The organism is Paraburkholderia dipogonis, from assembly GCF_046027395.1.
Classification (GTDB): Bacteria; Pseudomonadota; Gammaproteobacteria; order Burkholderiales; family Burkholderiaceae; genus Paraburkholderia; species Paraburkholderia dipogonis_A.
The window spans coordinates 16,643-30,038 of record NZ_JAQQEG010000028.1; the positions used below are offsets into that span (position 1 = coordinate 16,643).

Genomic DNA, 13,396 nt, shown 5'->3' on the forward strand with positions numbered 1-13,396 from the left:
GTGATTCGAAGCACGTCGCACCGACTGAGGGCGATTTGCACGTGCTGCGTGTGTCGCCAATGGAATCCGATTGTCAAAGAATTCGACCGGGCTGCATCTAGGAAGAGTCTTATTTTGAGAAAGGGTTTTTGGGAGCGATCACGAGGCGGGATTGCTCGGCGTCTTGAAATGAGCCGCGCGACGGGCTTTGACGGGCGGATAGGCTTCGCGAGACGATCGGACGGTGCGGCGGGCACGGACGAGCCGTCGCTGCCATCGCCGCCATCGCCGCCGTCGCCGTGCATGGCGCTAGAGACCAGTTGTCGCCTGCGCTGAACGTGTCTGGCATGTCGCGGGTCTGGCCTCAGCTAGGCCCGTCGCTCCGCGAACCCGGGCTAGCGCCGCCTAGCCCGCTTCGCCGGAGCGGTCTGAGCGGCGATAGGCGCGGGCTGCAACGGTGGCTCGGATGCCACGGGTTGCTGCGGCGGAGCCGCCGCGTCCACCGGTTGCAGCGGCGCGGCTGAAGTCTCAACCGACGCCGTCGGCTGCAAGCTGGCTTGCGTTGCCGGCACGGTGGCTGACACCGCGACCTCAGCGGCCTGCGGCTCAGCCTGCGCGGCCGGTGCGTCAATCGCTTCGACCGGCGCCGCGGCCGCTGCCGCTTCCACCGTTTGCGCCGCCTCAGCCTGCGCCGCTGGCTCCTGCGCCGGCACCACCGCGGCCTGACCCGGCGGCGTCGCCGCTTCTCTCGGTTGCGACTTGTCGCCAGCTCCTTCGATCACGCGATGCACGAAGCGCAGCTTCTCCACCACCGGCGCAGCCAGCGTGAACGGATACCCGTCCGGCATGCCGAGACTGCGGTTCAGGCTGTTCAGTGCATAGGTGAGCGGAAACCAGCGCTTCATCAGATTCTCGAAGCTCGCGTCTTCCACCGGCGTGCGATCGGTCAGCGTCGGCTCGCTCGGGTCATCGGGCAGCAACGCCACCCCGTACGAAGTCGACGTATCGAGCACGTCGACAATCAGCATGTAATGCGCCCACGTCTCGGCCCAATCTTCCCAGGGATGCATCGTGGCATACGCGCTGATATAGGACGCCTGCCACTCGGCCGGCGCGCCGTCGCGATAGTAGGCCTTCAGCGCCTCGCCGTAGTCGACGCTCTCGTCGCCGAACAGTTTGCGGAACGGCTCGAGCCAGCGCGGGTTGTTCTCCACCAGCTGGCTGAAGTAGTAGTGCCCGGTCTCGTGCCGGAAATGGCCGAGCAAGGTGCGGTAGGGCTCGCCCATCGCGGTACGGACTTTCTCGCGATAGGCGTCGTCGGCTTCGGCGATGTTCAGCGTGATGAGCCCGTTATCATGGCCGGTCATGACGCGCGAACCGTCGCCGCCGTCCTCGAGGAATTCGAAGGCGAGGCCGTGCTCGGGATCGGCCTGGCGCGCTTTCACGTCGAGGCCGAGTTCGGCCAGCGTGTACAGCAAACGGCGTTTGGCCATCTCCAGCCGGTACCAGTAGAGCCGGTTGTCCGGCGCGCTCAGATTCGGAATCGTGAGGGTCAACTGGCAGGCGCGGCACAGCACGTCCGGCGAGTCGGCGGGGATCATCCAGTTGCAGACGTTTTCGACCGCATAGTTGTGGCATTGGCGGAACAACGCGCCTTCAGCGCCCGGATGCAGGCTGCGCCAGTGGCCTTCGCCGGCATCTTCGAACGCGCTGATTTCCGCCAGTTCAGGCACATAGCCAAGCAACGACTCGCACCGTTCGCAACGAACATTTTCGTAGAACACAAGGTGCGAGCAGCGATTGCAATGGAAGGTTTTCATCGGTCGAGCCTGGGAGGTGGGAGAGCGGTCGTAAACGATCAACGGTCGCAATCTTCATGCCGCATTTGCCAGACGTCACTGGTTTAACGCACATTACGTGCATGATCGTGCATGACGGCTGCGCCGCTTTGGTGCGCCGCCTTGAAAACGACAGGGGAAGGGCGCTTTGTTCGATCGACCGGACGGTCGGCGAAGCGCGGCAAACTTCACGGCAGGCGGTGATCCGGGCAATACGTGTTGTGCACGCGGTTTTTCGCGCTTGTTCAACAAGCGTTCAACAAACGGCATGAAGCTTGCTTTTTGGCGGGCTGCCATCCTTCGTCCAGGAGTCCGGTGTGTCCATACGCGTCGCGTTGCATCATGTCACACATTACCGTTACGACAGGCTGGTTTCACTGTCGCCCCAGGTCGTGCGTCTCAGGCCTGCGCCGCATTGCCGGACCCCGATTCTGTCGTATTCGATGCGGGTCGAGCCGGCCGAACACTTCATCAACTGGCAGCAGGACGCGTTCGCCAACTATCAGGCGCGGCTCGTGTTCCCCGAGAAGACGCGTGAATTCAAGGTGACTGTGGATCTGGTTGCCGAAATGGCGGTCTACAACCCGTTCGACTTCTTTCTCGAGCCCTCGGCCGAGCAGTTTCCCTTCGAGTATTCGCCCGGCCTCGCGCTGGAACTCGCGCCGTACCGCGTCAAGCGGCCGATGACGCCGCGCTTCGCCGAGTTCGTCGCGAGTATCGACCTCACGCCGGCCGCCACCGCCGACTTCCTCGTCGGCCTGAATCAGCGGCTGCAACGCGAGATCCGCTACCTGATCCGCATGGAGCCGGGCGTCCAGACGCCCGAGGAAACGCTCGTGAGCGCCGCGGGGTCGTGCCGCGATTCGGGCTGGCTGCTGGTCGAGACCCTGCGCCAACTGGGGCTGGCGGCGCGCTTCGTGTCCGGCTACCTGCTGCAACTCGCGCCCGACGTCAAATCCATCGACGGCCCCAGCGGCACCGAGGTCGACTTCACCGACCTGCACGCGTGGTGCGAGGTCTACCTGCCGGGCGCCGGCTGGATCGGCCTCGATCCGACGTCGGGGCTGCTGGCGGGCGAAGGGCATATCCCCGTCGCCTGCACGCCAGAACCGGGCAGCGCGGCGCCGATCTCTGGCGCCGTCGACGAGTCCGAGGTCGAGTTCGAGCACACCATGTCGATCGAACGGATATTGGAGACGCCGCGCGTCACCAAGCCGTTCAGCGAAGCGGTGTGGGCCGACGTGCTGAGAATGGGCACGCAGGTTGACCAACAACTCGCCGACATGGACGTGCGTTTGACGATGGGCGGAGAGCCGACCTTCGTGTCGGTGCGCGACCGCGACGCCGCCGAATGGAACACCGACGCGCTCGGCCCAACCAAACGCGGCTACGCAGTCGCGCTGATGGACAAGCTGCGCTCGCGCTACGGCGCGAACGGCTTTCTGCATATCGGCCAGGGCAAGTGGTATCCGGGCGAGCAGTTGCCGCGCTGGGCGATGTCGCTGTACTGGCGCGCGGACGGCGAGCCTTGCTGGCACGACCCGTCGCTGTTTGCTGACGAACGCGAGCCCGGCACCTACACCGCCGCCGACGCGCAACGCTTCCTCGCGCATCTCGCAACCAGGCTCTCGCTCGACACGGACTGCATCCAGCCCGGTTTCGAGGATGTCTGGTACTACCTGTGGCGCGAACGTCGTTTGCCGGTCAACGTCGATCCACTCGACGCGCGGCTGGACGACGAACTGGAGCGCGTGCGCCTGCGCCGCGTGTTCGACGCGGGCCTCGGCGGCGCGACCGGCTTTGTGCTGCCGCTCGCACGCGAACGCGAGGTGCCCAACGAGGCGCCGCAATGGGTCAGCGGGCGCTGGTTTTTCCGCGACGAGCGCATGTTCCTGATTCCGGGCGATTCGCCGATGGGTTATCGCTTGCCGCTCGATTCGCTGCCGTGGGTGTCGAAGACCGACTATCCGTACCAGCATGCGCACGACCCGTTTGCGCCGCCCGTGCCGTTGCGTTCGGCCGCGCAGTTGCGCATGCAGTACGACGGCGAGCAGCCCAGCATGAGCCCCGCCGATGCGCGGCGCGCGGCGGCGTTGTCGTCCTCGGCGGCGGAGTTGCTGAGCGGCATGCCAGGCGGCGGCGTGCTGGCCTATGCGCGTGAGCCCGGCGACCAGGCGGTGCCGGCGCGTGGACAGTCATCGAAGGAAACGATCCGCACCGCGATTTGCGTCGAGGCGCGCGACCCGAAACGCGCGGCCGGTCCGAAAGCCGAAGCGGAAGCGTTCGGCAGCGGCCGCACGCTGCTGCATGTGTTCATGCCGCCGCTCACCGAACTCGATGACTATCTCGATCTGCTCGCCGCCGTCGAAGCGACGGCCGCCGAGTTGCGCATGCAGGTGGTGCTCGAAGGCTATCCGCCACCGCGCGACGCGCGCCTGAAAATACTGCAGGTCACGCCGGATCCGGGCGTGATCGAGGTGAACATTCATCCCGCGGCGAACTGGGATCAACTGGTCGATCACACGGAGTATCTGTACCAGTCGGCGGCTGAAAGCTATCTCAGCAGCGAGAAGTTCATGACCGACGGGCGGCACACCGGAACCGGCGGCGGCAATCACTTCGTGCTCGGCGGCGCGACACCCGCAGACAGTCCGTTCCTGCGCCGTCCCGATCTGCTGGCGAGCCTGATCGCGTACTGGCATAACCACCCGTCGCTGTCGTATCTGTTTTCCGGCCTGTTCATCGGGCCGACCAGCCAGGCGCCGCGCATCGACGAAGCGCGCAACGATCAGGTCTACGAGCTCGAAGTGGCGTTCCGCGAATTGCAGCGGCAGATCGACATGCTCGGCGGCCGCGACAGCGCGAACCTGCCGGCGTGGATGATCGACCGCTCGCTGCGCAATATCCTGATCGACGTGACGGGCAACACGCACCGGGCCGAGTTCTGCATCGACAAACTCTATTCGCCCGATGGTCCGACCGGCCGTCTCGGTTTGCTCGAATTGCGCGGCTTCGAAATGCCGCCGCACGCGCGCATGAGTCTCGTGCAGCAACTGCTGCTGCGCGCGCTGGTGGCGCGCTTCTGGCACACGCCGTACACGCAGCGGCTCACGCGCTGGGGCACGGAGCTGCACGACCGCTTCCCGCTCGGCACCTTCGTCAAGATGGATTTCGACGACGTGCTCGGCGAACTGAACCGCGCGGGATTCGCCTTCGACAGCAGCTGGTTCGCGCCGCACTTCGAATTCCGCTTCCCGCTGGTGGGCGAGACGACGGTGAACGGTGTCTCGCTGACCATCCGCAACGCGCTCGAACCGTGGCACGTGATGGGCGAGGAGGGCTCGCCGGGCGGTACGGTGCGCTATGTGGATTCATCGGTGGAGCGGCTCGAAGTGCGCGCGCTCGGGCTGAACGACAACCGCCATGTGCTGACCGTCAACGGCGTGCCGGTGCCTTTGCAGCCAACCGGCCGTGTCAGCGAATATGTGGCCGGCGTGCGCTTTCGCGCGTGGTCACAGCCGTCGGCGCTGCATCCGACCATCGGCGTGGATGCGCCGCTGACTTTCGATGTGGTCGATACATGGGCCGGCCGCTCGGTGGGCGGATGCCAGTATCATGTCGCTCATCCGGGCGGGCGCAATTACCAGACCTTCCCGGTCAACGCCTATGAGGCGGAAAGCCGGCGGCGCGCGCGCTTCTTTGCGTCGGGACATACGCCGGGGCCGCTCACGGTCGATGCGCCGCACCGCAGTCTGGAATTTCCGTTCACACTGGATCTGCGCTACTGGTGAAACCAGCACACTCTTAAAACGATACGACCTTGGCCTTTCAATCGACTTTTCCCTTCGAAACGTCCGCGGCGCGCGCGGACGCTTCGTCCCTTTTGCGCCTGCTGCCGGCCTACGAGGGACACTGGGACGAGTTACGCGACGCCTCGGGCGCGCTGCGCGAACCGTGGCGGCAATTCTTCGCGCGGCTCGGCGAAGACGGCATTGCGCGGCTCGACGACCACCTCGCCTCGGTCGCGCAGCAGATCCGCGACAACGACATCAGCTACAACGTCTACGCGGATAACGGCGAGCCGAGGCCCTGGGCGCTCGACCTGCTGCCGTTCCTGATCAGCGAGGACGAGTGGGCGCATATCGAGCACGGCGTGACGCAGCGCGCGCATCTGCTGAACGCGATCGTCGCCGATATTTATGGGCCGCAGACCTTGCTCGAGCGTGGGCAATTGCCGCCCGCGCTGGTCTTCGGCCATCCTGGCTATCTGCGCTCGGTGAAGGGTTTTACGCCACCGGGCGGCCAATACCTGCAAGTGGTCGCGGTCGATCTGGCGCGCACGCCCGACGGTGACTGGACCGTGATGGCGCATCGCACCGAGGCGCCGTCCGGCCTCGGTTATGCGCTGGAAAACCGCCTGATCGTGTCGACACTGTTCGCCGATCCGTTCCGTGCCCTGCGCGTGAGCCGGCTCGCGCCGACCTACTCGCAACTGATTGCGACACTCGCGCAGGCGGCGCAGGCCACGATGCGGCACGACAGCGAAGGCGCCGAGCATTCGCCGCATATTGCCTTGCTCACGCCGGGGCCGTTCAGCGAAACCTACTTCGAGCACGTGTTTCTGGCGCGCTATCTCGGCGTGACGCTGGTCGAGGGCAAGGACCTGACCGTGCGCGACGACAAGCTCTATCTGAAGACGCTCGCCGGTCTCGAACGCGTGCACGTGGTGCTGCGGCGTCTGGACGATGCGTTCTGCGACCCGGTCGAACTGCGCGCCGATTCGAGCATCGGCGTGCCCGGCTTGTTGCAGGTGATGCGCGCGGGCAATGTGATCGTCTCCAATGTGCCGGGTTCCGGGTTTGTCGAATCGCCGGCGTTGCACGGTTTTCTGCCTGGCATCGCGGAAGTGCTGCTCGATGAAGACCTCGTGTTGCCGAGCGTGGCGACGTGGTGGTGCGGCGAAGAGGCGGCGCGCGAGCATGCATTCACGCGGCTCGATGAGGCGTTCATCGTGCCGACGTGGCCGGTTACCGGGCGCGATGCGCCGCCCGGCGTGGAGCAAGGCCGGCAGCGTTTGTCGACGTGGCGCGAGCGGATCGAAGCCATGCCCGACACCTACACGATCCAGCAGGCGCAGCGCTTTTCCTGCACGCCGCGTTACGAAGACGGCACCATCGGCCGCCGTCCGTCGGTGTTGCGCGTCTATGCGATTGCGGACGTCAACGGCGGCTGGCATGTGATGCCGGGCGGCTTTACCCGCATGGCCGCCGAGCGCCAGGCCACCGTGTCCATGCAGTACGGTGGCAGCAGCGTCGATACGTGGGTGCTGTCGAGCCAGCCGACGTCGACCTTCACGCTGCTGCCTTCGCCGATGCAGCCCGCCGACCTCGCGCGCAAGCACCGCACCGTGTCGAGCCGCGCGGCGGAAAACCTGTTCTGGGCCGGACGTTATGGCGAACGCGCTGAGAACAACGTGCGGCTGTTGCGCCTGATCCTCGGCTCGCTGGAAGGCAACGATGCCGACGCGATGTTTCCGACCCTGGTCGAACTCGCCATGCACTGTGGGCTCGTGCAATCCGGCGACCTGTTCTCGCCGCATTCGCCGCAAGCTTTCGAGCGCGCGCTGGTCGCCAATCTGAGCGAGAGCACCGGCACCGCCAGCATTGGCCAGAACCTGACTTCCCAGGCGCGCTCGAACGGCGAAGTGCGCGGGCGTCTGTCGAACGATCACTGGCGCACGATTCTCGCGGCGCGCAACGACTTCCGCGACGCGTTGCAGATGCTGATGCCGGCGCCGGGTTACAGCGGCGGGTCATCTTCATCACAAGGCAACGGGAACGGCCGCGGCGAGCGCTACGACCGTTACGACCGCGTCACGCTGATGAGCGCGCTCGAACACCTGTCGGTGCAGTTGTCGGCAATCAGCGGCGCACAGGGCGACCGCATGACACGCGACGAAGCGTGGCGTCTGCTGTTCGTGGGCCGTCACATCGAACGCGTGTCCGCGATGACCTCGTTCCTGCGCGTTGTCGCCGACAAAGGCCAACTCTCGACGCCCGCCGGATTCGATCTGCTGCTGCAGTTGTTCGACAGCACGCTGACGTACCGCTCGCTCTATCCGGGCCGCTTCGAAGTGCCGGCCTTGCTCGACCTGCTGGTCATCGAGCCGACCAATCCGCGCGGCATCTACGGCGTGTATGAGCGTCTGCGTAAAAAACTCGATGAGATCGCCGTGGCGGCGGGCAGCACGCGGCATCGTCCGTTCGCTGAATTGATGGCGCCCGCCGCTGCGTTATCGACGCTCGAATCGCTGTGCACGGTCGACGACAACGGCGCCTACGACAATCTGATCGCGGTGTGCGATCAGATCGGCGGATTTGTTGGCGCGGCCGCGCATGAAATCAGCGCGCGCTATTTCAGTCATGCCAGCACGGTCGCCTCGCAGGTGTGGTCATGAAGCACACGCCGACCGTGCTGTCCGTCTCGCATCGCACGACGTATCGCTACTCCACGTACGTGGAGACCGCGCAGCATCTCGCGACGATCCGGCCGATTGCCTGTTCATGGCAACGCGTGGTCTCGCATAGCGAAAAGATCGAACCCGAACCGTCGTATCTGAACAGTCGGATCGACGCATTCGGCAACGACGTGCTGTATTTCGCGCTGGATGCGCCGCACGAGCGCTTGCAACTCGTCAGCGAAACGACCGTGGCGCTCATGCCGCGTTGGACCGATCTCGATCCGGAAGCGACGCCCGAATGGGACGACGTGGCCGACGCGCTGCGCTTTCGCGTCGGCGGCCAGTTCCGGCCCGAGGTGGAGTTCTGTTTCGCGTCGCCGAATATCGTGCCGCGGCCGTCGCTGCGCGACTATGCATTGCCGAGTTTTCCGCCCGGCATGCCGGTCGCCGCGGGCGCGATCGATCTGATGCACCGCATTCACGAAGACTTCGCCTACAAGCCTTCCGCGACGATGTTCGATACGCCGGCCGAACGCGCCTTTGAATTGAAAAGCGGCGTGTGTCAGGACTTCGCGCAGGTGATGATCGGCTGCTTGCGCTCGCTGGGTTTGCCGGCGCGCTACGTGAGCGGCTACCTGCGCAACGATCCGCCGCCGGGACAGCCGCGGTTGATCGGTGCGGATGCGTCGCACGCGTGGGTCTCGGTGTATTGCCCCGGCAGCGGCTGGATCGATCTCGATCCGACTAATGACGTGCTCGCCGATATGGATCATGTGACGCTTGCGATCGGCCGCGATTACAGCGATGTGTCCTTGCTGCGCGGGATGATTCTCGGTGGTGGGGCGCATCGGGTGGAAGTGGGGGTGACGGTGCTTGCGCTTTAGAGCTTGCGGCACGCTCTTGCTGACCAGATGAATACGCTCGACCTGTCGTGCATTCGTCGCGACACTCTCATTTCGCCCTGCTCGGGGAAAACCCTTGCCATTCATTCCCATTCGCCGGGAATCCGATTTTTGAAATCTGAGAACGTTCTGGCATTCTGAGTCCGTGATCGATTGCGGGTGGTGTCATCGTGAATGCGGAACAAGGTGTGACAGGGGCTGAACGGGTATTGCTCGTGCTGGCGGCGCTTGCCAGTCACGGCAAGGCCATGTCGGTGAAGGATCTGCTTGCCGTCACCGGGCTCGCGCAAAGCACCTTGTACCGGCAGATCGCCTTGCTCAAGCGCTGGGGTTTCGTCGCGGAAAACGCGGGGCATTACGCGCCGGGTCCGATCAGCTTGCAGCTTGCGCTCGGCTTCGACGTGAATTCACTGCTGGTCGAAGCGAGCCGCAGCGAGATGCAGCAACTCGCGCGGGCTTCGCAGGAAAGCATTGGACTGGTGGTCGCCGTCAAGCATCAAGTGATGTGTCTCGAGATGGTCGACAGCCAGCACTCGCTGCGCTGCTCGTTCGAAAAAGGCCGTGCCGTGCCGCTCAAGGCGGGCGCGTCGGCGAAATCGCTGCTCGCGTTCATGGCCGACAAAGCGCGCACCGAAGTGCTCGACAGCGTATTCGACAACGACCCGGCCGGCCGCGCCGCGATCGAAGCCGAACTCGAACAGATTCGCGCCCAAGGCTACGCGGTCAGCGACAGCGAAGTCGATCCGGGCGTGTGGGGCGTGAGCGCTCCGATATTTCATCGCAGCGGACGCGGCGCCGGCAGCAGCGCGTCGATCACGCTGATGGCGCCGTCCACGCGCGCCATCGGCCGCGAAAGCCAATTCATCGACGGGACGCTACGTACGGCCCGCGCCATTTCCGAGCATATGCAAACCGATTGACCGGGCGAAGCCGCTCGCGGCCCGCCTTCAATCTGGATTCCGAACGAACTGAGCAAAACCACAAGGAGCCTACCCCATGAAGCTGCAACGACTGTTGTCTCTTGCCTGCGTCACGTTTGCCGTGACCTGCGCAGGATTCTCCGGCGCCGCGTCGGCCCAAACGCCGGACGTGCTGAACGTGGCCACCGACGCCACTTTCCCCCCGATGGAATACACCGAGAACGGCGCACGCACCGGCTTCGACGTCGACGTGATGAATGCGCTCGCCAAGGCGATGGGCAAGCGGGTCCAATGGACCGACATCGACTTCAAAGGCCTGATTCCTGGTTTGATCGCCCATCGTTTCGACGCGGCGATTTCCGGCATCTACATCACCGACGAACGCGCGAAAGTGGTCGACTTCACCGACTCGTATTACGCGGGCGGCCTGGTCGTGCTGGTAAAGAGCAATTCACCGATCAAGTCGGCGGAAGAGCTGAACGGCAAGAAAGTCTCGGTTCAGGTGGGCACGAAGTCGGTGAACTTCTTGCGCGACAACTTCCCGCAGATCAATCGCGTCGAAGTCGAGAAGAATCAGGAAATGTTCGACCTCGTGGGCATCGGCCGCGCCGACGCCGCCGTGACCGGCAAGCCGGCCGCGTATCAACTCGTGAAAACGCGCGGCGGTTTCCGTGTGCTCGACAAGCCGCTGACGACAGAAGCCTATGGCATTGCCGTGCGCAAGGACGAGCCGCAACTGAAGGCCGCGTTCAATACCGCGCTCGCGAAGATCAAGGCCGACGGCACCTATGCGGCGATCGTCAAGAAGTGGTTCGGCGCGACCGCGCAATAACCGGCTGAGCAAACCAAATGGAACTCGATTTTTCGCCGGTCATCGCCGGCTGGCCGGACATCATGCACGGCGCGCTGGTGACGGTCGAAGTAACCGCCGCCTCGCTCGCATTGAGCTGTGTGCTGGGCCTTCTGATCGGCATTGGCCGGCTCACGCCGCAGCGGCGCATCGTGTACTACCTGTGCACGGCGTACCTGACGTTCTTCCGCGGCACGCCGTTGCTCGTGCAGCTCTTTCTGCTGTTTTTCGGCTTGCCGCAATTCGGCATTCTGTTGCCGGCTTTTGTGTGCGGCATGCTCGGGCTCGGTTTGTATTCGGCGGCTTATGTGTCCGAGATCGTGCGTGGCGCGATTCAGTCGGTGGATCGCGGGCAGATGGAAGCGGCGCGTTCCATCGGCATGTCGTCGGGACAGGCCATGCGCGCGATCATTCTGCCGCAAGCCATCGTGCGGATGATCCCGCCGCTCGGCAACGAGTTCATCGCGTTGATCAAGAACTCGGCGCTGGTGTCGTTGCTGACCATCGACGATCTGATGCATGAAGGGCAAAAGATCATCAGCGTGTCGTACCGTTCGCTCGAGGTGTACCTGGCCATCGCGCTGGTCTATCTGGTATTGACGCAGGTGACCAACTACGCGCTGCATCGTGTCGAGCGCCGTTTGCGTGCAGGAGGGATGGTGCAATGAATACCGTGACCAACGTTAATGAACCCATCGTCAGCATTCGCGGGCTGACCAAGTCGTTCGGCTCGCATACCGTGCTCAACGGCATCGATTTCGACATTCAGCCGCAGCAGGTCGTAGTGGTGATCGGGCCGAGCGGCTCGGGCAAGAGTACGTTTCTGCGCTGCTGCAACGGCCTTGAAGAGGCGGAAGGCGGCACGATCGATATCTGCGGGCATCGGCTGGTCGATCAGGGCGAGATGCTCAAGGAGCGGTCTCTGAATGCACTGCGCACCGAAGTGGGCATGGTGTTTCAGTCTTTCAATCTGTTTCCGCATCTGTCGGTGCTGCATAACATCACCGTTGGCCCGCGCATGTTGCGCGGCGCCAGCAAGGCCGAGGCCGAAGCGGCCGCGCTTGCGTTGCTGGAAAAAGTGGGACTTGCGCACAAAGCGCACGTGATGCCGGCGAGTCTGTCGGGTGGCCAGAAGCAGCGGGTCGCGATTGCACGCGCATTGGCTATGCAGCCACGCGTGATGTTGTTCGACGAGCCGACTTCCGCGCTCGATCCCGAACTGGTCGGCGAAGTGTTGCAGGTCATGAAACTGCTCGCGAGCGAAGGCATGACAATGGTGGTCGTCACGCACGAAATGGGTTTCGCGAAAGAAGTCGCCGACGTGGTGGTGGTGATGGACGGCGGGGTGATCGTCGAAGCGGGTCCGCCGGCGGAGATTTTCTCGGCGCCTTCGCAGCCGCGTACGCGCGCTTTCTTGCAGGCGGTGTTGTCGCGCGCATGAGAGTTCCATTCGATGACAAGGTGTGGGCGGGCCGCTCGGACGACGGCGAACCCGGTGATACGCGGCGTGTTTTCAATCAGATCGTGCCGTTCGACAGTGCGTCCAGTATTCAGGGCGAGGTGCCGGTGATCGTCGGCTTCGGGTCCGATGAAGGGGTGCGCCGCAATCAAGGCCGCATCGGCGCGGCGCACGCACCGAAGGAATTGCGGCGAGCGCTGGCGGGCCTGCCGGCGAAGAGTTCGATGGCGTCGCTTGCCGACGCGGGCGACGTGGTGTGCGACGACGGCGACCTCGAAGGCGCGCAAGCCGAACTGGCAAGCGTGGTTAGCGAGGTGCTGGCAAGCGGTAGTCGGCCATTGGTATTCGGCGGCGGACATGAAGTGGCGTGGGGAACATATAGCGGTCTGCGTTTGCACCAGCAGCGGTGTGAATCCTCTGAACCGGCGACGCCCCGCAAACTGCTGATCATCAACTTCGACGCGCACTTCGATCTGCGCCAGAAACGTCCTGCGAATTCGGGCACGCCGTTCGATCAGATCGCGACCGACTGCGCCGAACGCGGCGTGCCGTTCAATTACGTCTGCTTCGGCATTAGCGATCTGGGCAACACGGCTTCGCTGTTTGCGCATGCTCAACGGCTCGGCGTGCGCTACGTACTCGACGTCGATATGCAGGAAACGCAATTGGCCCTGCGTTTGCGAGAACTCGATCAGATGCTGGACGATGTAGACGACGTCTATCTGACCATCGACCTCGACGTGCTTCCTGCCGCCACCGCGCCGGGTGTGTCGGCGCCCGCGGCGTTGGGCGTGCCGCTGTCCGTGGTGGAGGCGATGGTGCGGCAAGTGCGTGACTCGGGCAAGCTGCGCGCGGCGGATATCGCGGAGTGCAACCCGTCGCTCGACCAGGACAAGCGCACCGCGAGGGCGGCGGCGCGATTGGCTTATAGGCTGCTTTGAGGGCGCTTGCCGCGCCTATTGCACTTCGTTGCTGATGGAGCACAACG

At 64.3% G+C, this 13,396-nt stretch carries 8 protein-coding genes and 1 pseudogene; 8 read left to right on the forward strand and 1 reads right to left on the reverse strand.

From position 1 onward, the window contains the following. Positions 1-734: 734 nt before the first annotated feature. A pseudogene (locus PQR32_RS26635) lies at positions 735-1,799 on the reverse strand (zinc-binding metallopeptidase family protein); the annotation flags it as partial. 335 nt (positions 1,800-2,134) lie between these two features. On the opposite strand from PQR32_RS26635, the gene PQR32_RS26640 reads away from it, so the two are divergent. From PQR32_RS26640 to hutG, 8 genes are all read left to right on the forward strand, one after another. Next, positions 2,135-5,608, forward strand: coding sequence for a transglutaminase family protein (locus PQR32_RS26640; RefSeq protein ID WP_408233874.1), 3,474 nt, complete (start codon positions 2,135-2,137; stop codon positions 5,606-5,608). Between the two features lie 29 nt (positions 5,609-5,637). Further along, positions 5,638-8,274 (forward strand): circularly permuted type 2 ATP-grasp protein, encoded by a 2,637-nt coding sequence (locus PQR32_RS26645; protein WP_408233877.1) that lies wholly within the window; start codon positions 5,638-5,640, stop codon positions 8,272-8,274. Beyond that, the gene (locus PQR32_RS26650; RefSeq protein ID WP_408233880.1) at positions 8,271-9,161 is read left to right on the forward strand and encodes a transglutaminase family protein; all 891 of its coding nucleotides are present in this window, start codon (positions 8,271-8,273) and stop codon (positions 9,159-9,161) included. Before PQR32_RS26645 ends, PQR32_RS26650 begins: the two co-directional genes overlap by 4 nt. A 188-nt stretch (positions 9,162-9,349) precedes the next feature. Next, complete coding sequence (locus tag PQR32_RS26655) at positions 9,350-10,099, forward strand: IclR family transcriptional regulator (protein WP_279224520.1); 750 nt, start codon at positions 9,350-9,352, stop codon at positions 10,097-10,099. A gap of 76 nt (positions 10,100-10,175) precedes the next feature. Then, positions 10,176-10,931, forward strand: coding sequence for a transporter substrate-binding domain-containing protein (locus PQR32_RS26660; protein WP_408233883.1), 756 nt, complete (start codon positions 10,176-10,178; stop codon positions 10,929-10,931). Positions 10,932-10,948: 17 nt separating this feature from the next. Next, positions 10,949-11,617 carry an amino acid ABC transporter permease gene (locus tag PQR32_RS26665; protein ID WP_408233886.1) on the forward strand — a complete coding sequence of 223 codons (669 nt, stop codon included), beginning with the start codon at positions 10,949-10,951 and terminating at the stop codon, positions 11,615-11,617. After that, the gene (locus PQR32_RS26670) at positions 11,614-12,390 is read left to right on the forward strand and encodes an amino acid ABC transporter ATP-binding protein (RefSeq protein WP_408233889.1); all 777 of its coding nucleotides are present in this window, start codon (positions 11,614-11,616) and stop codon (positions 12,388-12,390) included. The genes PQR32_RS26665 and PQR32_RS26670 overlap by 4 nt, the downstream gene beginning before the upstream one ends. Continuing rightward, positions 12,387-13,349 (forward strand): formimidoylglutamase, encoded by a 963-nt coding sequence (gene hutG / locus PQR32_RS26675; RefSeq protein ID WP_408233891.1) that lies wholly within the window; start codon positions 12,387-12,389, stop codon positions 13,347-13,349. The genes PQR32_RS26670 and hutG overlap by 4 nt, the downstream gene beginning before the upstream one ends. Positions 13,350-13,396 lie beyond the last annotated feature (47 nt).

Coding starts and splice junctions, on each gene's coding strand:
- PQR32_RS26660 (WP_408233883.1), top strand. CDS start 10,176: ATGAAGCTGCAACGACTGTTGTCTCTTGCCTGCGTCACGTTTGCCGTG.
- PQR32_RS26650 (WP_408233880.1), top strand. CDS start 8,271: ATGAAGCACACGCCGACCGTGCTGTCCGTCTCGCATCGCACGACGTAT.
- hutG (WP_408233891.1), top strand. CDS start 12,387: ATGAGAGTTCCATTCGATGACAAGGTGTGGGCGGGCCGCTCGGACGAC.
- PQR32_RS26670 (WP_408233889.1), top strand. CDS start 11,614: ATGAATACCGTGACCAACGTTAATGAACCCATCGTCAGCATTCGCGGG.
- PQR32_RS26665 (WP_408233886.1), top strand. CDS start 10,949: ATGGAACTCGATTTTTCGCCGGTCATCGCCGGCTGGCCGGACATCATG.